The sequence below is a fragment of the Streptomyces niger genome (assembly GCF_000718305.1).
Lineage (GTDB): Bacteria > Actinomycetota > Actinomycetes > Streptomycetales > Streptomycetaceae > Streptomyces > Streptomyces niger.
Genome location: NZ_JOFQ01000001.1, coordinates 443,375 through 465,323, shown reverse-complemented (window position 1 = coordinate 465,323; position 21,949 = coordinate 443,375). Strand labels below are relative to the sequence as shown.

General features: G+C 74.1%; 21 protein-coding genes. 15 read left to right on the top strand and 6 right to left on the bottom strand.

Annotation, left to right across the window (positions count from 1 at the left end):
• Positions 1-8: 8 nt before the first annotated feature.
• Positions 9-983 carry a UTP--glucose-1-phosphate uridylyltransferase GalU gene (gene galU, locus IF20_RS02080; RefSeq protein WP_052863139.1) on the bottom strand — a complete coding sequence of 325 codons (975 nt, stop codon included), beginning with the start codon at positions 981-983 and terminating at the stop codon, positions 9-11.
• Between the two features lie 177 nt (positions 984-1,160).
• On the opposite strand from galU, the gene IF20_RS02075 reads away from it, so the two are divergent.
• The 4 genes from IF20_RS02075 to IF20_RS02060 all read left to right on the top strand — a co-directional run bounded on the left by IF20_RS02075 (position 1,161) and on the right by IF20_RS02060 (position 6,639).
• Complete coding sequence (locus IF20_RS02075; RefSeq protein WP_052863138.1) at positions 1,161-1,742, top strand: GNAT family N-acetyltransferase; 582 nt, start codon at positions 1,161-1,163, stop codon at positions 1,740-1,742.
• A 141-nt stretch (positions 1,743-1,883) separates the two neighbouring features.
• On the top strand, positions 1,884-3,407 hold the full coding sequence (locus IF20_RS02070) for an ABC transporter substrate-binding protein (protein ID WP_052863137.1): 1,524 nt from the start codon (positions 1,884-1,886) through the stop codon (positions 3,405-3,407).
• Between the two features lie 20 nt (positions 3,408-3,427).
• Positions 3,428-5,365 carry an ABC transporter permease subunit gene (locus tag IF20_RS02065; RefSeq protein ID WP_110943711.1) on the top strand — a complete coding sequence of 646 codons (1,938 nt, stop codon included), beginning with the start codon at positions 3,428-3,430 and terminating at the stop codon, positions 5,363-5,365.
• 98 nt (positions 5,366-5,463) lie between these two features.
• Positions 5,464-6,639, top strand: a complete 1,176-nt coding sequence (locus IF20_RS02060) for an MFS transporter (protein ID WP_234426486.1) — start codon at positions 5,464-5,466, stop codon at positions 6,637-6,639.
• Here IF20_RS02060 and IF20_RS02055 read toward each other — a convergent pair.
• On the bottom strand, positions 6,636-7,199 hold the full coding sequence (locus IF20_RS02055) for a TetR/AcrR family transcriptional regulator (RefSeq protein WP_234426485.1): 564 nt from the start codon (positions 7,197-7,199) through the stop codon (positions 6,636-6,638). The genes IF20_RS02060 and IF20_RS02055 overlap by 4 nt on opposite strands.
• Positions 7,200-7,405: 206 nt before the next feature.
• Here IF20_RS02055 and IF20_RS02050 point away from each other — a divergent pair, with 206 nt between their 5' ends.
• Complete coding sequence (locus IF20_RS02050; RefSeq protein WP_052863135.1) at positions 7,406-9,883, top strand: beta-glucosidase family protein; 2,478 nt, start codon at positions 7,406-7,408, stop codon at positions 9,881-9,883.
• 122 nt (positions 9,884-10,005) lie between these two features.
• The gene (locus IF20_RS02045) at positions 10,006-10,833 is read left to right on the top strand and encodes a thioesterase family protein (RefSeq protein ID WP_052863134.1); all 828 of its coding nucleotides are present in this window, start codon (positions 10,006-10,008) and stop codon (positions 10,831-10,833) included.
• A 142-nt stretch (positions 10,834-10,975) separates the two neighbouring features.
• On the opposite strand, the gene IF20_RS02040 is transcribed toward IF20_RS02045, so the two are convergent.
• Positions 10,976-11,605 carry a helix-turn-helix domain-containing protein gene (locus IF20_RS02040; protein WP_052863133.1) on the bottom strand — a complete coding sequence of 210 codons (630 nt, stop codon included), beginning with the start codon at positions 11,603-11,605 and terminating at the stop codon, positions 10,976-10,978.
• Between the two features lie 56 nt (positions 11,606-11,661).
• Here IF20_RS02040 and IF20_RS02035 point away from each other — a divergent pair, with 56 nt between their 5' ends.
• Both IF20_RS02035 and IF20_RS02030 read left to right on the top strand, forming a co-directional pair.
• On the top strand, positions 11,662-12,735 hold the full coding sequence (locus IF20_RS02035; protein ID WP_199896449.1) for an NAD(P)/FAD-dependent oxidoreductase: 1,074 nt from the start codon (positions 11,662-11,664) through the stop codon (positions 12,733-12,735).
• Entirely contained in the window at positions 12,732-13,388 is a 657-nt protein-coding gene (locus IF20_RS02030; protein ID WP_110943709.1) for a class I SAM-dependent methyltransferase, read from the top strand. Before IF20_RS02035 ends, IF20_RS02030 begins: the two co-directional genes overlap by 4 nt.
• 210 nt (positions 13,389-13,598) lie before the next feature.
• On the opposite strand, the gene IF20_RS02025 is transcribed toward IF20_RS02030, so the two are convergent.
• Complete coding sequence (locus IF20_RS02025) at positions 13,599-14,261, bottom strand: TetR/AcrR family transcriptional regulator (protein WP_052863131.1); 663 nt, start codon at positions 14,259-14,261, stop codon at positions 13,599-13,601.
• Positions 14,262-14,725: 464 nt separating this feature from the next.
• Between IF20_RS02025 and IF20_RS02020 the strand changes: the two genes are divergently transcribed.
• The 5 genes from IF20_RS02020 to IF20_RS02000 are packed head-to-tail and all read left to right on the top strand — an operon-like array spanning position 14,726 to position 18,842.
• Entirely contained in the window at positions 14,726-15,598 is an 873-nt protein-coding gene (locus IF20_RS02020; RefSeq protein WP_052863130.1) for an STAS domain-containing protein, read from the top strand.
• Positions 15,595-16,005 carry an STAS domain-containing protein gene (locus IF20_RS02015; protein ID WP_052863129.1) on the top strand — a complete coding sequence of 137 codons (411 nt, stop codon included), beginning with the start codon at positions 15,595-15,597 and terminating at the stop codon, positions 16,003-16,005. The genes IF20_RS02020 and IF20_RS02015 overlap by 4 nt, the downstream gene beginning before the upstream one ends.
• The gene (locus tag IF20_RS02010; RefSeq protein WP_407702430.1) at positions 15,989-16,498 is read left to right on the top strand and encodes an ATP-binding protein; all 510 of its coding nucleotides are present in this window, start codon (positions 15,989-15,991) and stop codon (positions 16,496-16,498) included. The genes IF20_RS02015 and IF20_RS02010 overlap by 17 nt, the downstream gene beginning before the upstream one ends.
• Positions 16,495-17,496, top strand: a complete 1,002-nt coding sequence (locus IF20_RS02005; protein ID WP_052863478.1) for a SpoIIE family protein phosphatase — start codon at positions 16,495-16,497, stop codon at positions 17,494-17,496. Before IF20_RS02010 ends, IF20_RS02005 begins: the two co-directional genes overlap by 4 nt.
• An 8-nt stretch (positions 17,497-17,504) precedes the next feature.
• The gene (locus tag IF20_RS02000) at positions 17,505-18,842 is read left to right on the top strand and encodes a PP2C family protein-serine/threonine phosphatase (protein ID WP_052863128.1); all 1,338 of its coding nucleotides are present in this window, start codon (positions 17,505-17,507) and stop codon (positions 18,840-18,842) included.
• A gap of 57 nt (positions 18,843-18,899) precedes the next feature.
• On the opposite strand, the gene IF20_RS01995 is transcribed toward IF20_RS02000, so the two are convergent.
• A complete protein-coding gene (locus tag IF20_RS01995; protein ID WP_199896448.1) occupies positions 18,900-19,289 on the bottom strand; it encodes an STAS domain-containing protein in 390 nt (129 codons plus the stop codon).
• A gap of 366 nt (positions 19,290-19,655) precedes the next feature.
• On the opposite strand from IF20_RS01995, the gene IF20_RS01990 reads away from it, so the two are divergent.
• On the top strand, positions 19,656-20,030 hold the full coding sequence (locus IF20_RS01990; protein ID WP_052863127.1) for an ATP-binding protein: 375 nt from the start codon (positions 19,656-19,658) through the stop codon (positions 20,028-20,030).
• A 165-nt stretch (positions 20,031-20,195) separates the two neighbouring features.
• On the opposite strand, the gene IF20_RS01985 is transcribed toward IF20_RS01990, so the two are convergent.
• On the bottom strand, positions 20,196-20,816 hold the full coding sequence (locus IF20_RS01985) for a CGNR zinc finger domain-containing protein (RefSeq protein ID WP_052863126.1): 621 nt from the start codon (positions 20,814-20,816) through the stop codon (positions 20,196-20,198).
• Between the two features lie 132 nt (positions 20,817-20,948).
• On the opposite strand from IF20_RS01985, the gene IF20_RS01980 reads away from it, so the two are divergent.
• On the top strand, positions 20,949-21,935 hold the full coding sequence (locus IF20_RS01980) for an alpha/beta fold hydrolase (RefSeq protein WP_052863125.1): 987 nt from the start codon (positions 20,949-20,951) through the stop codon (positions 21,933-21,935).
• The last annotated feature ends 14 nt before the right edge of the window (positions 21,936-21,949 follow it).

The window sequence follows — 21,949 nt, the reverse complement described above, 5'->3', positions numbered from 1 at the left end:
AGGGACGGTCAGTGGGTGGCGGCGGCTTCGGCCGGTGCGCCCGCACGAACGGCGGGCAGCTCCGCGCCCGGCAGGGTGTCGACGAAGCCGCGCAGCCAGGTGCGGAAGCCGGGGCCGAGGTCGGGCCTGGCGCAGGCCAGCTGCACGACGGTGCGCAGGTAGGAAGCGCGGTCCCCGGTGTCGTAACGGCGCCCGCGGAAGAGCACGGCGTGCACGGGGCCGCCCTGCCGGCCGTCCCGTCCGGCCAGCTCCTGGATCGCGTCGGTGAGCTGGATCTCGCCGCCGCGCCCGGGAGCCGTGCGTTCCAGGACCTCGAAGACGGCCGGGTCGAGCACGTACCGCCCGATCACCGCGTAGTTGCTGGGGGCCTCGCCGGGCGCCGGCTTCTCGACCAGCCCGGTCACCCGGAGCACGCCGTCCTCGGCCGGCTCCACCGCGGCGCAGCCGTACAGATGCGTTTCCGAGGGGTCGACCTCGGTGAGCGCCACGACGCTGCCGCCGGTCCGCGCGTGCACCTTCAGCATCTCGGTCAGCAGGGTGTCCCGCGGGTCGATCAGGTCGTCCCCGAGCAGCACGGCGAACGGCTCGTCGCCGACGTGGTCGCGCGCGCAGCGCACGGCGTGGCCCAGGCCGAGCGGAGCGCCCTGGCGGACGTGGTGCATACGGGCCAGCCGGGCGAGGCCGCGTACGGTCTCCAGCCGGTCCGCGTCCCCCTTGGCGGCCAGTACTTCTTCCAGTTCCTGGGCGCGGTCGAAGTGGTCCTCGACGGCGCGCTTGTTGCGGCCGGTGATCATCAGCACGTCGTCCAGACCCGCGTCGGCCGCCTCCTCCACGACGTACTGGATCGCCGGCTTGTCGACGACCGGCAGCATTTCCTTGGGCGTGGCCTTCGTCGCGGGCAGGAAGCGGGTGCCGAGACCGGCGGCCGGGACGACGGCCTTGCGCACGGAGGTGCGGACAGGCAGGGAGGTGCGTACGGGCATGGAAGACCTCACGGGGACGGAGAAGTGCAAGTGCCCTCACACCCTGCGCTCCTTCGATGTGGGGAGGCTTGGCCGGACCTTTGAGTGAGCTGTGCAGACGCACCCCCGCGTGACCTGCGTGAAGAGCCGGGCGAAGGGGGTTTCTGTGCCGATTTACCTCATGCATATGATGTGCAAATGCGTGGCTACAGCATCAGGACGGCGACCCCCGACGATCTCGACGGCGCCCGTGGCGTCATGCTCGACACGGTCTACCGGGACTTCGGTACGGGGTACGTGCCGCGCTGGCACCGCGACATCATCGACCTCGAAGGAGCCTACGTCGCACCCGACCGGCACACGCTGCTGGTGGCGGTCGACGAGGCGGACGGCACGGTCGTCGCGACCGGCGCGCTGGACTCCCGGGGCCCGGCGCACCCGCCGAACCCCCGCGAGATCGCCGAGCGCTTCCCCTCGGGGAAGACCGCGCAGCTGCGCCGCACCTACGTACGGCCCGAGCACCGCCGGCGCGGACTGGCCCGGCTGCTGGTCCACGAACTGCTGGACTTCGCCGCGGCCGACGGCGGCTACGACGCGGTGTACCTGCACACCGACCCGGCGGTGACCGGCGCCGAGCCGTTCTGGCGGTCGCTCTCCACCGTCGTCTGCGACGAGCGGGAGCTGCCGGACGGCGGCCAGGGGATCATCCACTTCGAGGTGGAGCTGCCGGTGCCCGTCCCCGCGCCCCGCGTCCTGGCCGGGGCGCCCCGCGCCTCTTGACCCGGGCGCCCCGCGCCTCCTGCCCCCGGCGCGTCGCGACTCCTGACCCCGGCGCCCCCCGCCTCCTGACCCCCGCGCCCCGCGCCCTGACCGGGCCGCCCGCCACGTACCCCTCGCCCCCGCAACGCAGAGAACGAGGACATGAGCCCTCTCCGTCGCCGTCGGTTCGCCGCCGCCGTGCTGCTCGCCCCCCTGCTCTCCGGCTGCTTCGCCGGCCACGACGGCGGATCGTCGTCGCCGGACGCCGCCGGCGGTGGCCGGCTCCGCGTCGCGATGGCCTTCCCGCCCGCCGAGCACTTCTCCCCGTACGGCGCCGACGCCACCCTCCTCAGCCGGCTCGGCGTCACCGAGGGCCTGACCCGGCTCGACGCCAACGGCACCGCGGTACCCGCGCTCGCCGAGTCCTGGACCCGCGAGAACGGCCACAGCTGGCTCTTCACGCTGCGCGACGCCACGTTCCAGGACGGTACCGAGGTCACCCCGAAGGCCGTCGCGGCGTCCCTCACCCACGCCGCCGCGGCGAAGCCCGTGCCCGCCGCGCTGTCCGGTGTGCGGCTGACCGCCGAGGCGGCGGGGGACCGGAAGGTCCGGATCAGCACCGCGGACCCCGACCCGGCGCTGCCCCTCCGGATGTCCAGCCCCGGCCTCGCGGTCCTCTCCGGCAAGGCGTACGAGGGCGGCAAGAAGGCGGGTGCGGGCACGAAGGACACCGTCGACCCCGTCGGCACCGCCACCGGCCCCTTCGAGCTCACCGAGGTCACCGGCACCACCCGGGCGTCCCTGGACCGCTTCGACGACTACTGGGGCGGCCGCGCCCAGGCGTCCGGCGTGGACGCGCGGTTCATCGCCGACGGCGCGGCCCGCACCAACGCGCTGCGCACCGGAGAGGTCGACATCGCCGAGGCCGTGCCGGTCTCCCAGGCGGCCTCCCTGGACGAGAAGACCGTCCACGAGACGGGCACCGCACGCACCACGAGCCTGCTGCTCAACACCCGCAAGGGCGCCTTCGCCGACGCCGGGCTGCGCGCCGCAGCGCGCAAGGCGATCGACACCTCCGCACTCGCCAAGGGCGTGTACGAGGGCCACGCCGACCCCGGCAAGGGCATCTTCGGGCCCGCCCTGACCTGGGCGGAGGACAAGCGCGAGAAGCCGGCCGGCCGGGCGGAGGCGGCGGCACCGAACGGCCGCACCCTCACCCTCGCCACGTACGACAACCGCCCCGAGCTGCCCGAGGTCGCGCAGGTGCTCCAGCAGCAGCTGGAGAAGGCGGGCTTCACGGTCGAGCTGACGGTGCGCGACTACGCGCGGCTGGAGAGCGACGCCCTGGACGGCAAGTTCGACGCGATCGTCTCGGCCCGCAACACCATGCTCGACACCGGCGACCCCGTGTCGATCCTCGCCAGCGACTACACCTGCAAGGGCAGCTACAACCTGGCGCAGCTCTGCGACAAGAAGGTCGATGCGGCCGTGACCGAGGCGGCCGGGCAGGCCGACACCGCCGAGCGGCAGGACACCACGATGGCGGCGGAGGCCGCGGTCCTCGGTACGGACGCGGTGGTGCCGCTGGTCCACCAGCGGATCATCACCGGGGTCGGCACCTCCGTGCAGGGCGTCACCTACGACCCGTACGAGCGCGCCCTCCTCGGCACCGGAACGCGACGCTGAGCGGCGGGCAGGACAGCGGCATGCGGGACGGCGGGACCGAAGTGACCGGCGACGCGACCGGGGTGACCGGCGGCGGTGACCGTACCGGTCCGGTGGCGCGCATCCGTACGGCCGCCGGGGCGCTCGGCAGCGGGCGTGGCCCGGCGCTGCTCTGGCGACTCGTCCTCGCCGCGGTCCTGCTCTGCGGCATCGGGCTGCTGCCGTGGCTGTCCCGCACCGACCCGGCGCTGACCGTGCTCAAGGCGCGCTCGGCCGACCGCGACCCCACCCCCGACGTGCTGCGCGCCATCCGGGACGAGCTGGGACTCGACGCCGGGTCGCTGCACCTCCTCGGCCGGTGGCTCGGCCGGCTGGTCCTGCACGGCGACGCGGGGCACTCCTGGATCTCCGGCGCCGAGGTCACCCCGTCCGTCGCCCAGGCGCTCGGCGCCTCCCTGCTGCTCATGGCCGGGGCTCTCGTGGTCGCCCTGCTCACGGCGGGGGCGGTGTGCGCCCGTACCCTCCGGCTCGGCGCGGCGCGCCGGCTGGGCGGTCGCCGGTCCAGGGGCGGTGGAACGGCGATGCTGGCCGCGCTGCCGGAGTTCCTGACCGGGTCGATGCTGGCCACGGTGGTCGGCGTACAGCTCGGTTGGCTGCCCGCGCTCGGCTGGTACGGGCCGCGGTGGATGGTGCTGCCCGCGCTCGCGCTGGGGCTGCCGGCAGGCGGCCTGCTCGGCCGGGTGCTGGACGACCTGCTGCCCGGCGCGTTCGCCGAGCCCTGGGCGCTGGCCGCCACCGCACGCGGTCTGCCCGCCCGGCGGATCGCCCGGCAGGCCCTGCGCCGCTGCGTCCCCGGTCTGCTGCCGAACCTCGGGCTGTTCGTGGTCGGGCTGACCGGCGGTGCGGTCGCGGTGGAGCAGATCTTCGACATTCCCGGGCTCGGCCGGCTCACCCTCCAGGCCGCCACGGCCCAGGACCTGCCCGTCCTCCAGGCCGGCACGCTGGCCCTCGTCCTGCTCGCGGCGGTCTCGGGAGTGGTCACGCGCGGGGCCGCCCGGCTGCTGCTCGGCCCCGCGCTGCGCGACGGCGCGCTGCCGACGCTCCACCGGCCCGTCGCGCCCGCCCGCCGGACCCTGCCGGTCCTCTACGGAGTGGTGCTGCTGGGCGTGGTCGCGGCCGGGCTGCCCCGCGACCCGCTCGCGCTGGACACCACCGCCAAGCTCCAGGCGCCCTCCGGAACCCACCCCTTCGGCACCGACTCGCTCGGCCGGGACATGCTGGCGCGGGTCGCCCACGGTGCGCTCGACACCCTGACGCTCGCCCTCGCGCTGAGCGCCGCGGCCCTCGTGCTCGGCGTCCTGCTGGGCCTGCTGCCGCGGTTCTCCGGCCCGCTGGTCGACACCGTCAACGCCGTACCGCCCGTCCTCGCCGGCCTGCTCGTCGCGGGCGTCGCGGGCAGCGGCCCGGCGACGCCCGCGCTCGCCGTGGCCGCCGTCGCGTGGGCGCCGCTGGCCGCGCACACCACCGCACTGCTCCAGCAGGAACGGGCCACCACCCATCTCGCCTCGACCCGCGCGCTGGGCGCGGGCCGCTGGTACCTGCTCCGGCACCAGCTGCTGCCGGCCGTACTGCCGCCGGTCACCCGGCACGCGCTCGTCCGGCTGCCCGGGATCGCCCTCGCCCTCGCCGCGCTCGGCTTCCTGGGCCTGGGCGCCCAGCCGCCGTCGCCCGAGTGGGGGCTGCTGCTCGCCGAGAACCAGCCGTATGTGGAACGCGCTCCCTGGACGGTGCTCGCGCCCGCCGCCGTCCTCGCCGTGCTCGGCGCCCTCGCGGTGACGGCGGCGGGCGCGTTCCGGGGCCGCCGTCGCAAGGGCGCGCCCGCACCCGGCGGCCCGGACGGCGGCGCCGGCCCGCGGAACCCGCTTCCGGATACCAGCCCGGACGTTCAACAGGCGCATAGCGTACGGGAGTTGGTGTGAACGACGTCCGCCCCGGGGTCCGGCTCCCGCGCCGGACGCGACTCCGGGCGCCCGGCTCCCTCCACCACACCTGGCGGGCCCTCTCGCCGCTCCTCCGCCTGCTGATCCTCACCCAGCTCGCGTTCAACATCGGCTTCTTCGCCGTCCTGCCGTTCCTCGCCGAACACCTCGGTACGGGCATCGGCCTGGCCGGCTGGCTGGTGGGACTGGTGCTGGGCCTGCGGACCTTCAGCCAGCAGGGGCTGTTCGTCGTGGGCGGGGCGCTGGCCGACCGGTACGGCGTACGCCCCGTCGTCCTGGCCGGCTGCGTGCTGCGCATCGCGGGCTTCGCGTGGCTGGGGTACGCCGAACGCCCCTGGGCCGTCATCGGCGCCGTGCTGCTCATCGGCTTCGCCGCCGCGCTGTTCTCGCCCGCCGTGGAGTCCGAGGTCGCCCGGCAGGCCGTGGCCTGGGAGGACGCGGGCAACGGGCCCCGCACCCGCGTCCTGGCGCTGCTCACCGTGGCCGGCCAGGCCGGTGCGTTCCTCGGTCCGCTCCTCGGCTCCCTCCTGCTGGCCGTGGACTTCCGTACGGCCTGCCTCGCCGGAGCCGGCGTCTTCGTCCTGGTACTGGCCGGCCACGCCCGGCTGCTGCCCCAGCACATCCCCGGCCGGGTCCGGGCGCGCGGCAGGGGAGGTGTACGCAAGGCCCTGCGCAACGGCCGTTTCCTCGCGCTCTGCGTGGCCTACGGCGCCTACCTGCTCGCCTACAACCAGCTCTACCTGGCGCTGCCCGAGGAGGTGGCCCGCGCCACCGGCTCGCAGGCCCCGCTCGCCTGGCTGTTCGCGCTGTCCTCGCTGCTGGTCGTGACGGCCCAGCTGCCGGTCACCCGGTGGGCGGCCGACCGCCTGGACCTGCGCCGCTCCATGACGGTCGGTCTGTTGCTCATCGCGGCCGGGTTCGGTGCCGTGGCGCTGGCCCGTCCGGCCGGCCGGACGGGCGTGACGGGCCTGCTGCCCGCCGCCGTGTTCGTCGTCCTGCTCACCCTCGGCCAGATGCTGGTCGCCCCCGCCGCCCGCGCCTGGGTCCCCGACCTCGCCGAGGACGGCCGCCTCGGCCTCTACACCGGCGCGATGTCCTCCGTCTCCGGCCTCCTGGTGCTGGCCGGCAGCTCCGCCACCGGCTCCCTCCTCAACACGGCGCTGCCGCCGGTCGTGCCCTGGCTCGCCCTCGCCGCGGTACCGGCCCTGGCCGTCCTTCTGCTGCCCCGCCGCCCGCCTGGTCCGCCCGCCTAGTCCGCGCGGCTGAGCAGGCGCAGGAAGGCGCGGAAGGCCGCCGGCATGTCGACGGCTCCGGGGTCCAGCAGCCATTGGTACTGGAGGCCGTCCATGGCGGCGATGAGCAGCGGGGCCGCTTCCTCGGGGGTGAGGCCGCCGGGGAGGCGGTCGCCGAACTCCGCGCGGAGCGAGGCGGTGGCGGCCTCGCGCACCGACGTGTAGCGGTGGGTGAAGAACTCGCGCGCCGGATGGTCCTCGGTGACGCTCTCGCCGAGCAGGGCCGAGAACGTCTGGACGACGCCGGGCCGCGTCGCGTTGTAGTCGACGAGCGAGGCGTACAGCTCCAGCGGCCAGGGCTCCCCGCGCTCCCGGGTGCCGCCGCCGGTGTCCCAGGCGTCCCGGGCCTCCAGTACGGCGATGAGCAGCGCCTCCTTCGTCGGGAAGTGGTGCAGCAGCCCTTGCTGGGTGATCCCGACCCGTTCGGCGACGGCGCTCAGCGAGGCGCCCCGGTAACCGCGCTCGGCGATCACCTCCAGCGCGGCCCGCAGGATCTCGGCACGCCGGTCCTCACCGCGCACGGCCCGGCCCCGGCGCGCCGCCGGCCCGCTCGCCGGGGGGCGCGGGTGCACGGCAGGGCGTTCATTCGCTGACACGGGCCGAGCGTAATCGACGGAGCCGCCGGGAACCCGGAAAAGTAACGAGAAGGTGACAACGCCTACCGGCTCACAGGTGGCTGCGCCACGATGCTGCGGACCGCACGCAGCGCCTCGGCAAGGAGTCCCGCATGACGCCCGCGCACGACACCACCGCGTACGACGCCCTCGTCGAGGACGCGCTCGGCAAGCTCGACCTCGACGCCAAGACGAGGCTGCTGGCCGGCCGGAACATGTGGGCATTGCCCGTACTGCCCGAGATCGGCCTGCGGTCGCTGGTCATGTCCGACGGCCCGATCGGGGTGCGCGGCGTCCGCTGGACCGCCGACGACCCCTCCGTAGCGCTGCCCAGCCCCACCGCGCTGGCCGCGACCTGGGACCCGGAGCTGGCCCGCCGGGCCGGGCACCTGCTCGCGCAGGAGGCCCGCCGCAAGGGCGTGCACGTGCTCCTCGCGCCCACCGTCAACCTGCACCGTTCCCCGCTCGGCGGCCGCCACTTCGAGTGCTACTCCGAGGACCCGTACCTCACCGGCGAGATCGGCACCGGCTACGTCACCGGCGTGCAGGAAGGCGGCGTCGGCACCACCGTCAAACACTTCGTCGCCAACGACGCCGAGACCGAGCGCTTCACCGTGAACAACACCGTCGCGCCGCGGCCGCTGCGCGAGCTCTACCTCGCGCCGTTCGAGACCATCGTCAAGAACGCCCACCCCTGGGGCATCATGGCCGCCTACAACTCGGTCAACGGCCCCACCATGACCGAGCACCACCACCTCCAGAACGAGGTGCTGCGCGGCGAGTGGGGCTTCGACGGCTTCCTCGTCTCCGACTGGATGGCAGCCCGCTCCACCAAGGGCGCGATCGAAGGCGGCCTGGACGTCGCCATGCCCGGACCGCGCACCGTCTACGGCGCCGCGCTGGCCGCCGCCGTCCGCGCGGGCGAGGTCGACGAGGCGCTGGTCGACGACGCCGTACGCCGCGTGCTGCGGCTCGCCGCGCGGGTCGGCGTCCTGGACGGCGCACCGCCCGCCGTCGCCCCCGCCGCGCTCCCGGCCCCGGTCGACGGCGCGGCGCTGGCCCGCGAGATCGCCCGCCGCGCGTTCGTCCTCGTACGCAACGCGCACCACACCCTGCCCCTCAGGCACGCGCGGCCCGGCACCGTCGCCCTCATCGGCGCGGCGGCCCGCGACGCCCGCGTGCTCGGCGGCGGCTCGGCGCAGGTCTTCCCCGACCACATCGTCTCCCCGCTCGACGGGTTGCGCGCCGCGCTCCCCGAGGGAAGCCTCACCTACTCCGTCGGTGCCCACCCCAGCGACGAACTGGCCGCCGCCGGGCAGGGCTTCACCCTGCGCGCCGTGTGCCGCGACCGGTCCGGGCAGGTGCTGGGGGAGACCACGCTGCCCAACGGCGCGGTCCAGTGGCACGGCGACGACCTGCCGGCCGGCGTCACCCACGAAGCGCTGCACACCGTCGAGATCACCGGCACCTTCACCCCGCGTGAGAGCGGCACGCACCTCTTCGGCACCAAGGGGCTGGGCGGCTTCCGGCTCACCGTCGGCGACCGCGTGCTGCACGACGGCACCGAGGCCCCCGACCACGCGGACCCGTTCGAGGCGTTCTTCGGCGCGCCCGTGGTACGCGGCCAGGTGGAGCTCACCGCAGGCGAGCAGGTCGAGGTCGCCCTCCTGCACACCGTGCCCGACCTGCCGGACGCGCCGATCCAGGCCGTCGGGTTCGCGCTCGCCCACCGCGAGCCCCGGCGCGCTGCCGAGGAGCTCATCGAGGAGGCGGTGGCCGCGGCGCGCGCCGCCGACACCGCGGTCGTGGTGGTCGCCACCACCGAGCGGGTGGAGAGCGAGGGCTTCGACCGCACCGACCTCCGACTGCCCGGCCGCCAGGACGAGCTGGTCGAGCGGGTGGCCGCCGCCAACCCCCGTACCGTCGTGGTGGTCAACTCCGGCTCGCCGGTGGAGCTGCCCTGGCGGAACGACGTGGCCGCCGTACTGCTCAGTTGGTTCCCCGGTCAGGAGGCCGGCGCGGCCCTCGCGGACGTCCTCCTCGGCGCGGTGGAGCCCGGCGGGCGGCTGCCCACCACCTGGCCGGCCCGCCTCGCCGACGCGCCGGTCACCCGCGTGACCCCCGACAGCGGTGAACTCCCTTATGAGGAGGGCGTGTTCATCGGTTACCGGGCGTGGCAGCGGGCGGGCGCCGAGCCCGCGTACTGCTTCGGGCACGGCCTGGGGTACACCGACTGGGAGTACGAAACGGCCACGTACACCCCCGCCGACGACGGCGACGCGCTGGGCACGGTCACCGTGCGGGTGCGCAACACCGGCGACCGTGCGGGCCGCGAGGTGGTGCAGGTCTACCTCGCCGTCCCGGACGGTGACGCCGTCGAGCGGCCGGCCCGCCGCCTCGCGGGCTTCGCCACCGTCTCGGCGGCGCCCGGGGAGACCGCCGAGGCCGTCGTCGCCCTGCCCCGCCGGGCGGCCGAGATCTGGGACGAGCAGGCGCCCGGCTGGCGGCTGGTCCCCGGCACGTACACCGCCGAGTCCGGCCGCTCCCTCGCCGACATCCGCCTGCGGAGCCGTGTACCGGCCGAAAGCTGAGCCGCCGCCCGCCGCCCGCTGCCCCGCCGCCCGTCGAGGCGGCGGGCCACGCTCCCCGCCCCGCCGATTACATTGGCCTCGGCACCGCATTCGATCTTCGCAAGCCCGCCGAGGAGTACCCGTTGAACCCCAGCGCACCGGCCCCGGACAGCTACTTCGAGCGCATCGACGAGCACCGCTACAAGCCCACCCCGCACGTCGGCGGCGCATGGGACCCGGACGAGCAGCACTTCAGCCCGCTCGGCGGCCTGGTCGTGCACGCCATCGACCGGTACCTGGCCGGGCGCCCCGACACGGGCATGGTGCTCGGCCGGATCAGCTTCGACATCCTCGGGCGGCTCGCCACCGACGAGTGCGAGATCCGGGTGGAGACCGTCCGGCCCGGCCGCACCATCGAACTGGTCGAGGCCACCGTCCTGATAGCCGGCCGCCCGGTGGTCCGCGCCCGCGCCTGGCTGCTGACCTCCCTGGACACCGACGCCGTCGCGGGCGGTGGCGCCGACCGGCTCACCCCGCCCGAGGAGCTGGAGTCCTGGCACATGGCCGACGTGTGGCCCGGCGGCTACATCGGCACCCTGGACGTACGGCCGGTCGCCCCGCCGCAACCCGGCCGTACGACCGCCTGGATCGGCACCGGCGTGGACCTCGTCGCCGGTGAGCAGGCCGGTCCGCTGGCGTCGTTCGTCACGCTGGTCGACACCGCCAACGGCATCGCCGTCCGGCAGTCGCCCGCCGAGTGGATGTTCCCCAACGTCGACCTGACCATCCACCTGCACCGGCAGCCCCGGGGCCGCTGGACCGGCCTGGACACCACCGTCGTCTTCGGACCCACCGGCCAGGGCATCACCAGCACCGTGCTGCACGACACGGCAGGCCCCGTCGGACACGCGCAGCAGATCCTCACCGTCCGGCCGCAGCCCACGGCCGACCGACCGGATGGACGACCGTAGCGACGACCGCATGAACGAGCGCATCGGCGCGGAAGCCGTCCCGCCCCCGCACGTCGCGGACGCCGCTTCCGCCGGGCGGGCCGGCTGAGGACTTCGCCGGGCGGGCCGGCTGACGGCGGGCGGGACGCGGGCGGCGGTGGGTTCAGTCCGTCGGTGTGCCCACCCGGAGGCGGTTGCCGTCGCGGGAGTCCTTGGTCTTCGGGCGGGCGCGGAGGTGGGCGCGCTCGCCCTGTTTCCCGAACAGGCTGAGGATCTCGACGGGTTCGTCGTCGGCGGCACCGAACCAGTGCGGGACGCGGGTATCGAACTCGGCCGCCTCGCCGGGCGCCATCACCAGGTCGTGTTCGCCGAGGACGACCCGCAGCCGGCCGTTGAGGACGTAGAGCCACTCGTAGCCCTCGTGGGTCTGCGGGTCGGGCTCCCGGCGCGTGCCGTCGGCCGGGATGACGAGCTTGTACGCCTGGATGCCGCCGGCGCGGCGGGTCAGCGGCAGCATGGTCATGCCGTGCCGGGTGACCGGGCGGAGGTGGACGCGCGGATCGCCGGTGGGCGGCGCGTCCACGAGCTCGTCGAGCGTGACGCCGTGTGCCTTGGCCAGGGGGAGCAGCAACTCCAGGTTGGGGCGGCGGTCACCGGACTCCAGCCGGGAGAGGGTGCTCACCGAGATGCCGGTCGCCGCCGACAGCTCGGCCAGCGTGATCTCGCGCTGGGTGCGGAGCGCACGGAGCCGGGGGCCGACCGCCTCCAGCGCTTGGTCGAGGTCGTTGTCCATATCCGCAAGCTTGCCATACCGGCAAAGAAGTTTGCGGTTATGGCCCATGAATCCGCATGGTCGTCGTGAAGGAGGTGGTCACGGTGGCCGAGGAACTGAGGAACGACTGCGACGTGGTGGTGGTCGGCGGTGGCGCCGCGGGGCTGAACGGGGCGCTGATGCTGGCCAGGGCGCGCCGGTCGGTGGTGGTGATCGACGCGGGCGCGCCGCGCAACGCGCCGGCGGACGGCGTGCACGGCCTGCTGGGCAGGGAGGGGATGGCGCCGGCCGAGCTGCTGGAGCGCGGCCGGGCGGAGGTCCGCGCGTACGGCGGGCAGGTGGTGACCGGCGAGGTCGCGGCGGCGGCCCGGGACGCGGCGGGGTTCACCGTGACGCTGGCAGACGGGCGTACGGTCCGCGCGCGCCGGCTGCTGGTGACCGCCGGGGTGGTGGACGAGCTGCCGGACGTGCCGGGGCTCGCGGAGCGGTGGGGCCGGGACGTGCTGCACTGCCCGTACTGCCACGGCTGGGAGGTCCGCGACCGGCCCGTCGGCGTCCTGGCCGTCGGGCCGCTCTCGGTGCACCAGGCGCTGATGTTCCGGCAGTGGAGCGACGACATCACGTTCTTCACCCACACCGCCGCACGGCCGACCGACGAGGAGGCCGAGCAGCTGGCGGCGCGCGGGATCCGGGTGGTGGACGGCGAGGTGGCGGCCCTGGAGACGGCCGGTGACCGGCTGGCCGGGGTGCGGCTGAGCGACGGCACGGTGGTCGCGCGGGAGGCGCTGGCGGTCGCGCCGCGGATGGCGGTGCGCGCCGGATTCCTGGCCGGGCTCGGGCTGCGGCCGGTGGCACACCCCTCGGGAGCCGGGGAGTACCTCCCCGTGGACGCGGCCGGCCGCACCGAGGCGCCGGGAGTGTGGGCGGCGGGCAATGTCACCGAGCCGGCGTCCCAGGTGGGCGCCGCGGCCGCCGCGGGCGCCGCGGCGGCGGCTCACATCAATGGAGACCTGATCGCCGAGGAGACGCGGCGGGCGGTCGCCGCGTACCGCGCCCCGTTCTCGCCCGAGGTCGAAGCGCGCGTCTGTGAACTGGTGGCGGGCGACCGCCGTCACGGCCTGTACGACATGGAGAGGAACCGGGCATCGTGAACGAGGCTTTCGACAAGGCGTTCTGGGAGGAGCGCTACCGCGGGCAGCACGGCGCGCGCGTACCGCGGCCCAATCCCCAGCTGGTGGCGGAGGCCGCGGAGTTGGCACCCGGCAGGGCGCTGGACGCGGGTTGCGGCGAGGGGGCCGACGCGCGCTGGCTCGCCGCGCGCGGCTGGCGGGTGACGGCGGTGGACATCGCGGCCGGCGCGCTGGACCGGGCCCGGCAGCAGGCGGCGGCGGCCGGTGCCGACGTGGCGGACCGGATCGAGTGGCGGGAGGCCGACTTGACCGCCTGGGTGCCGCCCGAGGGCCACTTCGACCTGGTCTCCACCCACTACGTGCACCCGGCGGGGTCGCCGCAGGAGCTGTTCCGGCGGCTGGCCGCCGCGGTCGCGCCGGGCGGCACGCTGCTCGTCGTCGGCCACGACCCCTCGGGCCACGGCACCGACGGGACGCACGACGCGCCGGGCGAGGTGCACTTCACCGCGGAAGAAGTCGCGGCCGATCTGGACCCCGACCGCTGGGACGTCCTCGTCGCCGAGGCGCGGACCCGGCCGGCCCACGGCCACGGTGGTCACGGTGACCACGACGGTCATGGCGGCCACGGCGGCACTCTGCAGGACTCCGTGCTCCGCGCGCGCAAGCGCCCCTGACCTGCATCTGGCATCCCTGGTCACCGACCGGTTCGAGCGCAAGTGGTGCCTGGTCGCCTTCAGCATGAACACCCGGATGACCGCCACCCCGCCCGGCACCGCGCCGGGCCTCGAAGTACGGGCCCACTGATCAAGGAGGTCTACGGTCTCGAAGCGGACATCCTGCCGGCGCCCGGGGACGGCTCGCCGGTCGTGGTCCCGCGGGCCCGCTCAGGAGCGGCTGTGTGAGGTGCTCGGGGTGACGGGCGCCAGCCAGATGCCGGTGATCGCGTCGATGAGCCCGCTCGCGTACTCGGGCCAAGTGGAGGCGGTGGCCTGCGTGTTGCCGGCGAGGGCGCGTTCCCGCTCGGCGAGCATGTGCATCAGCAGGTGCCGGGCCATCTCGCCGCGCTCGATCCGTACGGGCAGCGGCAGGTCCGGCAGGCACCGGTTGAGTCCGTCGAGCGTCTGCTGGATCGTCGGCCCGAACGTCTCGTCGATCATCATCTCGCGCAGCACCGGGTCGGTCATCACCTGGGCGGCGAACCGCGCGAACCACGTAGGGCTGCCCAGCTCGGCCAGGTGGTCGGTGTTCGGGCGGACGAGGCAGGCCACCCAGTCGCGTACGTCCGCCGAGTCGCCGGTCTCCGCCAGCATCGCCTGCCGCAGCTCCTCGATCCGCCGGGCGTGCTTGCCGACGATCGCCCGCAGCAGGTCGTTCTTGGTACCGAAGTGGTAGCCGACGGCGGCGTTGTTGCCCTGCCCGGCGGCCTCGCTGACCTGGCGGTTGGAGACGGCGAACACACCGTGCTCCGCGAACATCCGCTCGGCGACGGTGAGGATCGTCTCCCTCGTCCCCTCGGCCCGCCCGGACCGGGTCGTCCTGCCGGCCATCACGTATCCCTTCCGGTTCCCGACATCCGGTCTGAGTGAACGCGTCCGGTCGGTCTGAGTCAAACGACTGAAATGAACCGGCGGCGGGTCGGCCCACGGCGCCGGACGGAAAGGCCGCCGCGCTGACCGTACTGAGAGGCGAGCGATCACCTGGGCCGGTGGGAACGGTGAAGGCCGGCGCCCCGGGGCCAAGTGATCGCCGTCATACGGGCCGCTCCGGGAACCCGCTCGACGGCACCGAAAATGTGCCGGAAATCAGAGGTGCGAAAGTTGTTTTTCGGGGTACTGGGGTGCGGCTGCCCGGACTTGGCCGACGGCGGGGCAGCGTTGGTGGATCTTTGCGTGGTTGACTGCGCTCGGTAATATTTGCCGGGCCGAAGAAGCTCGGGAAAGGTGGCTTCCGGTCGCAGCAGACCATAGCCGGGGCCACCCGGAATCGCCGTTGACCTGGAAGGACCGTGGTTTTGAGTTCCACCGAGACCGGCGTGCGGGAGCTCGTCGCCGGTGCGTTGGAGGCAGAGGCCGACGACATCGCCGACCGCTGGGTGCAGTTGCAGCTGGCGCGGACCGAGCAGGGCGCCGAGTCGAACGAGGGCGTCCTGCGGGAGGAGGCCGACGGACTCGTCGGCGCCGTCACCGCCGGCCTGCGCAGCGACGTACCCGTGGACCGGCTGGTCGCCACCCACCACGACCTGCGCCGCGCGGTGTCCGAGTTCTCCATGCGCAGGGCTCGCAAGGGCGCGGCGCCGACCGCGACGTCCATGGCGGTGCTCACCCTCAAGGAAGCGCTGCTGGCGGCCGTCCAGCGACGGACGCACGACGGCGACGAGCTGTACGCCGCCGCCCTGCTGATCAACCAGCTGCTGGACGGTGCCGGGGCGCTCTGCTTCGACACGTACGTCGAGGGCCGCGAGGAGATCATCCGGCGGCAGAGCCGGCAGCTGCTGGAGGTCTCCACGCCCGTGGTGCGCCTCTGGCGCCAAGTGCTCGCCGTCCCGCTGATCGGCACCTTGGACACCGCGCGCACCCAAGTGGTCATGGAGAACCTCCTCCAGGCCATCCAGGAGCACGAGGCACGGGTCGCGATCATCGACATCACCGGCGTCCCCACCGTGGACACCGCGGTCGCACAGCACCTCATGCACACGGTCAACGCCGTACGGCTGATGGGCGCCGACTGCGTGATCAGCGGTATCCGGCCGCCCATCGCGCAGACCATCGCCCAGCTGGGCATCGACCTGTCGACCATCCTCACCCGCGCCACCCTCGCGGACGCGCTCTCCGCGGCGATCGAACTCAGGGACTCGCCCGCCCAGGCGGCCCTGGCGGAGCGATGACCGTGCCCGCATCGACCGGAGTGCCGATCCTCCGCCTCGGCGACGTCCTGGTGACAGGGCTGCTCAACGAGCTCGACGACAAGACGGCCGTCGCCTTCGCCGACGAGCTCACCGAACGGATCTCGTCCGACGGCGCACGCGGCGTGCTGATCGACATCTCCCGTCTGGAGATCATCGACTCCTACGTGGCGCGGATGCTCATGGAACTGACCACGATGTCCCGCCTGCTCGGCGCGCGGGTCATAGTGGCCGGCATGCAGCCCCCCGTCGCCATCACCCTGGTCGAGCTCGGCCTCCAGCTGACCGGCGTGGAGACCGCGCTCAACGCCGAACAGGGCCTGACCGCCCTGGGCTGGCACCGAAGTCCCCAGGCACCCGAGGGAGTCTTGCGTGACGCCCATAGGTGAACTGCACGCGGCCATGGCCGACTTGACCGGTGACGGACCGGAAAAGCCGGAAAAGCGGGAAAAGTCGGAAGCGGGGGTCACCGGCGGCAGGGAGGCGCCGTCGATGTACCCCGTCGAGAGCGAGGAGGACCTGCTGACCGTACGGCACGCCGTGCGGGCGGCCACCATCCGCGCCGGTTTCGGCATCGTGGACCAGACGCGGGTGGTCACGGCCGCCAGCGAACTGGCCCGCAACGCCTACATCCACGGCGGGGGCGGCACCCTCACCATCGAGCACCCGGCCGGTCCCGACAGAACGGGACTGCGCCTGGTTGTACGGGACAAGGGGCCCGGCATCGCCGACCTGGAGACCGCCCTCACCGACGGCTACACCACGGGCGCCGGGCTGGGACACGGCCTGGGCGGCGCACGCCGGCTGATGGACGAGTTCGAGGTGGACACCACGGAAGGGCGTGGCACGACCGTCGTGGCCACGCGGTGGGCGAGCCGTTGACCGACCCCGTACCACCCACCCTCGCCGTCCGCATCGACCACTACAGCGCGGTGTACGTCGCGGCCCGGACCGCCCGGCAACTCGCCGAGCGGTCGGGCCTGCCGGGCGCGCTGCCCGACCAGGCCGCGGTCATCGCGTCCGAACTGGGCAGCAACCTCGCCAAACACGCCACGGACGGCGTCCTCTATCTCCAGCAACTGCCCACCGGCGGCGGCCTGGAGGTGCTGGCCGCCGACCGCGGACCCGGCATGCCCGAACTGGAACGGTGCCTCGCGGACGGCTTCAGCACCACCGGCACGCTCGGCGCCGGGCTGGGCGCGGTGCGGCGGATGGCGTCCCACTTCAGCATCCGCAGCGGGGCCGCCGACGGCACGCTGGCTTGCGCCCGGCTCCGCGCGCCGGACCAACTCGCCGCGTGCGACGAGGAGGTGGGCGCGGTGTGCCTGCCCGCCGACGGCGAGCAGGAGAGCGGCGACGCCTGCACCGTCATCGACACCGACGACTGCCGCACTGCCATGGTCGTCGACGGCCTCGGCCACGGGCCGGCCGCCGCCGAAGCCGCACAGACCGCGCTGCGCGCCTTCCGCCGGGTACCGGACGCGCCGCTGCCGGACGTCCTGACCACCGTCCACCGCGCCCTGCGGCGCACCCGCGGGGCCGCGGTGGGTCTGCTGCGCCTGTACGAGGGGCGCGGCGAATACTGTGGCGTCGGCAACATCCGCGTCCTGACGCTCGGCCCGGAGGGCGTCCACCACCGGCTCACCGGCCGCCCCGGCATCGCGGGCCTGCAACTGCCGGCCGGCGGCCGGGTCAGCGACCTCGTGCTGGGCCCCGTCGGCGTGGTGGTCCTGCACACGGACGGCATCGACCACCGCTGGAGTCAGGCGCTCCCGCGCTTCACCCGCCGGCTGCCGCCCCCGCTGCTGGCCGCCTCCCTCGCGCACGGACACCGGATCACCCGAGACGACGCGACCGTACTGGCCGCCACTCCCCGATAGAGAATGCCGTGACCCCGCAGACCTTCCACACGTTGCCGGCGCTCCGTGGTGCGGTGCGCCGGCTCGGCGACGCCCACCGGCTGCCCATCGAGACCCGGGCCCGGCTGGTGCTCGCCATATCGGCGGTCGCGCAGCAGGAGTTCCAGGCGGGCGGCTACACCGTTCTGGAGACGCTGCCCGCACGGCAGAGCAGCGAGCCGAGCCCGCTGACCGTCATCCTGCGGGCCCCGCTCAAGCGCTGCCTGCTGCCCACCTCGGGGCTGCCGCTCCCCGCGCAGGCCACCCCCGACGGTGCCGCGGTCTGGCGCGTCACCCCCGGCACCGGTGGATCCACCGACGTACCCACCGAGGGGCTCGCCCACGGCTGCGGCGCGCCGCCGGCGGGCGCCGACGACGGGCAGCAGGCCGCGAAGGCGGACGGGCACCGGCCCGCGCGCCAGGACGGCACGGGGCAGCCGCCGGCCCCCTCGGCCGAGGTCGCCGCGCTGGAGGAGGAGCTGCGTGCCGCGCTCGCCCACCTGGACGCCGTCAACGCCGAGCACCAGCGCCTGAAGCATGAGCTCGCCGAGACCAACAGCGGCGTGCTCGCGCTCTACGTCCAGCTCGAAGAGCGCGACGAGCAGCTGCGGAACGCGCACGGCGAGATCCTGCGCGAGCTGGAGGACGCCCTGCGGCCGTCGCCCATCGCCGTCGACGGCCTGGAGCTGGCGGTGCACTACGCACCGGCCGAGGCGGCCGCGCCGACCGGCGGCGACTTCTACGACTGGTTCGTGCTGCCCGACGGAACCGTGCACATCACCGTCGTGGACGCCCTCGGGCACGGCGTACGCAGTACCAAAAGCGCCCTCAACGTCACCCACGCCGTCCGCACGCTGGCCCTCGAAGGCCACCCACTGCACTTCATCGTGGAACGCGTCAACGAAGTCCTGGCACCCTTCGACCCCGACCTGATGGCGACGGTGCTGCTGGCCCGGATCGAGCCGGCCACCGGCCGGCTGCAGCTGGCCAACGGCAGCCACCCGCCGGCCCTGGTGCTGCGCGCGGACGGCACGGGGGAGTACCAGGAGGCGCGCGGACGCGGCATCGGTTTCCCCGCGCCCGGCAGCGACACGGTGCTGGACACCCGCCTTGAGGCAGGCGACCTCCTCATGCTCTACACCGACGGTCTGACCGAGAGCCGGCGCGACCCGCTGGAGGGCGAACGCCGGCTCATCGAGAGCGCCCGCAACCACCGGCACCTGCCGATCGACGAGATCCCCGGGGCCGTAGCCGAGGACATGCACCGCGTCATACTGCACTCCGACGACACGCTTGCGCTGGCCGTACGGGTGGTGCGGCCGAACTGAGCGGGCCCGGCGCAGCACGGCGAAGCCCCCGGGGCCACCGGGGGCTTCGCCGTTCCGCTAGCCCTGCGGGGCGGCCGGGGCGCTGTCGATGGCGGCCAGGGCGTCCGCCACCGTCTCGTACACCGGGCTGGTGGCACTCAGCCCCGTCAGCTCCAGGAGCCGGCTCACGGCGGGCGTCACGGCCGCGACGTAGAGGTTGCCCGACACCTGCCGCGCCTCCCGGGTCGCGCGCAGCAGGACGTTCAGCCCCATGGAGTCCATGAAGTGCAGGGCGGCCAGGTCCAGTACGAGGTGCTTGCGGCCGTGGTGGAGCTGGTTGACCAGGTGGTGGTGGAGCAGCGTCGCCGAGTCGAGGTCCAGCTCACCGCCGACGGTGACGACGGCGGTGTCGGCGCTCCGGACCTCGACCTCGACCTCGACGTTCAGTGCTTCGTTGTCGGTGGACACGAGCGCGGTACCTCCTGTGGGGATGGGTGGCCCGGGTGCCTGCCGGTCGGCTCGGCCGGGTACGCGGGCACGGGTGTGCTGACGGTTCCCTCTCACGTACTGCCCCGAATGGTGGAGTTAAACATTCGTCACACCGAGAAGATTTCGGCGCCTCATCCGTCGCACGACCTGCGGAGCGGTCCGGACCGAGGCACCTACCGCCGGCTCTCTTCCGGCCGGACCGGTGTGAGAGCTGCCACGGTGGGCACCAGCACCTCCGACGCGGAACAGCACAGTGCGGGACGGACCCGTACCATGCAACGAGTGTGCGCATGCTTTCGCCGCGCCCACAGCGGGAGACCGGTGCAGACCGGAGGAACGAGCGGGATGATCACGAGTTCGCAGGAGGCCGACGTCTCTCAGGCCAGGCGTGCCACGGCCGCCTTCCTGGCGGAGAATTGCCCATGGGTGGACCGGGACGCGGTGGTGCTCGTGGTCTCCGAACTGATCGCCAATGCCGAACAGCACGCCTCGGGCTGGTGGCGGCTGAGCGTCTCGGTGCAGGAGGGCTCCCTGGTCGTGGAGCTGCGCGACGGCAGCGAGGCCGCGCCCGTCGCCCGCCAGGGTGACCTGGGCGGAGCGGGCGGCCACGGCTGGCACATAGTCCAGCGGCTGGCCGGCGACGTGGCGATCGAGAACCGGCCGGGCGGCAAGTCGGTACGCGCCCGCTGGCAGCCGGCCGAGAACGTCCTGTGCGCCTGACCACCGGAAGCGGCTCGACGAATACCGTCGGCGCCACGCCGAGGTGTGGCCGGAGATGCTCTTCTTCGAGTCGCTCGACGACACCCGGCCGGACGAGGCCGTGCGCCCGCTGACCGAGGTGTTCCACCTCGCCTGACGCGTCGCCGGGCACGTGCGGCGGCGGCCTCAGTCGCCCGGCGCGTCCGTACTCTCCTGCGCGCGTTCCCGCTCGCGGCGGCGCTGCCGGGAGGCGCGCAGATTGGCGGCGTTGCCGCAGCCGCGCGTGGAGTGCCAGACCCCGCTGTTGTTGCGGGACCGGTCGTAGAACGCACCGCCGCACTTCTCGTTGCGGCAGATCTTCAGTCGCTGCCAGACCCCCGTGGCCTGGGCCAGCAGCGCCTCGCCCAGCACGGCGGAGGTCAGCCAGCGCCAGCCCTCGCCCTCGGGCTCGGCGGTCAGCGCCGCGTCCCCGTGCAGGCTGACCCGGAGCGGGCACGAGGTGAAGCGCACGGCGTCGGCGTCCGCCGCGCCCTGCCGGGCGGTCAGCGCCCGCCGCAGCTGTTCGCGCAGCCGCCGCAGCTCCGGCAGGTCCTCCTCCGTCAGCGTCAGCCGCACCCGGCCTCGGCCGGTGCCCTCCGCCCAGGAGCGCAGTGCCGCCGCGGCCCACTCCTGCGCCGCCGGGACCTCCGCCAGCAGGTCGGGCTGACGTGGCCGTCCGCCGGACGCGGTGTTCAGCAGGTCCTGGATCAGGCCGAGGCCGCCCGGCACGGCGGTGGGGTAGTAGCGCTCGGTGGCCGGCCATTTCATGCGCCCATGGTACGCGCACGAACTTCGGCCGGATGGGGGTGACGCGCAGCCATGACAGGAGCGTAAGCTTTTGCTCATGTCGTCCGGGGTAGGCCCGGACCGCACTGTCCACGCCCACGTCCAGGAGGACATGTGACTGCCGCGATCGAGCACCGCTTCGTCGAGGTCAACGGGGTCAAGCTGCACATCGCCGAGCAGGGGCAGGGGCCGCTGGTCGTCCTGCTGCACGGCTTTCCGGAGAGCTGGTACTCCTGGCGCCACCAGTTCGGGCCGCTGGTCGAGGCCGGCTACCGGGTCGTCGCGCCCGACCAGCGGGGGTACGCCCGCAGCGAGTCGCCCGCCGACGCCGACGCGTACAGCCTGCTGCACCTCACCGGCGACGTGATCGCCCTGATCCACGCGCTGGGCGAGGAGCGGGCCGTGGTCGTCGGGCACGACTGGGGCGCGCCGGTCGCCTGGACGGCCGCCATGCTCCGCCCGGACGTCGTACGCGCCGTCGCCGGGCTCAGCGTGCCGCCGGTCCTGCCCGCCGGGATGGCGCCGCCGTCCGTCACGCGGCAGCAGTACGGCGACCGGTACTACCAGGTCTACTTCCAGCAGCCGGGCGTCGCGGACGCCGAACTGGCCCGCGACCTGCCGTCGACCTTCCGCCGGATGCTGTTCAACGGTTCGGGCGACAACCCCACCAACGAGAAGCCGCGCCCCTGGATCGTCCCCGAGGGCGCCTCGCTGCTCGGCGCCGGCCCGGACCCCGAGCTGCCGTCCTGGCTCACCCCGGAAGACATCGACACCTTCGCCCGCGACTACGCGCTTCACGGTGACCGCGCCTTCACCGGGCCCCTCAACTGGTACCGCAACATCGAGCGCAACAACGAGCTCCTCGCGGTCTTCCGCGGCCGCGGCATCGACGTGCCGGCGCTGTACGTCACCGGCGACCGCGACATGGTCACCTCCCTGCACGGCATCGACCGGCTCATCGCCTCCCTCGACAAGGTCGCGCCGAAGCTGCACGACAAGGTGGTGCTCCCCGGCTGCGGCCACTGGACCCAGCAGGAGCGCCCCGCCGAGGTCAACGCGGCGCTGCTGGACTTCCTCGGCCACCTGCCGGCGGCGGGCTGACCCGTACGGTGACG

Bases quoted from the DNA above. Each gene is read 5' to 3' on its own strand.
- galU (WP_052863139.1), bottom strand. From the start codon at position 983: ATGCCCGTACGCACCTCCCTGCCTGTCCGCACCTCCGTGCGCAAGGCC.
- IF20_RS02075 (WP_052863138.1), top strand. From the start codon at position 1,161: ATGCGTGGCTACAGCATCAGGACGGCGACCCCCGACGATCTCGACGGC.
- IF20_RS02070 (WP_052863137.1), top strand. From the start codon at position 1,884: ATGAGCCCTCTCCGTCGCCGTCGGTTCGCCGCCGCCGTGCTGCTCGCC.
- IF20_RS02065 (WP_110943711.1), top strand. From the start codon at position 3,428: ATGCGGGACGGCGGGACCGAAGTGACCGGCGACGCGACCGGGGTGACC.
- IF20_RS02050 (WP_052863135.1), top strand. From the start codon at position 7,406: ATGACGCCCGCGCACGACACCACCGCGTACGACGCCCTCGTCGAGGAC.
- IF20_RS02040 (WP_052863133.1), bottom strand. From the start codon at position 11,605: ATGGACAACGACCTCGACCAAGCGCTGGAGGCGGTCGGCCCCCGGCTC.
- IF20_RS02035 (WP_199896449.1), top strand. From the start codon at position 11,662: ATGGTCGTCGTGAAGGAGGTGGTCACGGTGGCCGAGGAACTGAGGAAC.
- IF20_RS02025 (WP_052863131.1), bottom strand. From the start codon at position 14,261: ATGGCCGGCAGGACGACCCGGTCCGGGCGGGCCGAGGGGACGAGGGAG.
- IF20_RS02015 (WP_052863129.1), top strand. From the start codon at position 15,595: ATGACCGTGCCCGCATCGACCGGAGTGCCGATCCTCCGCCTCGGCGAC.
- IF20_RS01990 (WP_052863127.1), top strand. From the start codon at position 19,656: ATGATCACGAGTTCGCAGGAGGCCGACGTCTCTCAGGCCAGGCGTGCC.
- IF20_RS01985 (WP_052863126.1), bottom strand. From the start codon at position 20,816: ATGAAATGGCCGGCCACCGAGCGCTACTACCCCACCGCCGTGCCGGGC.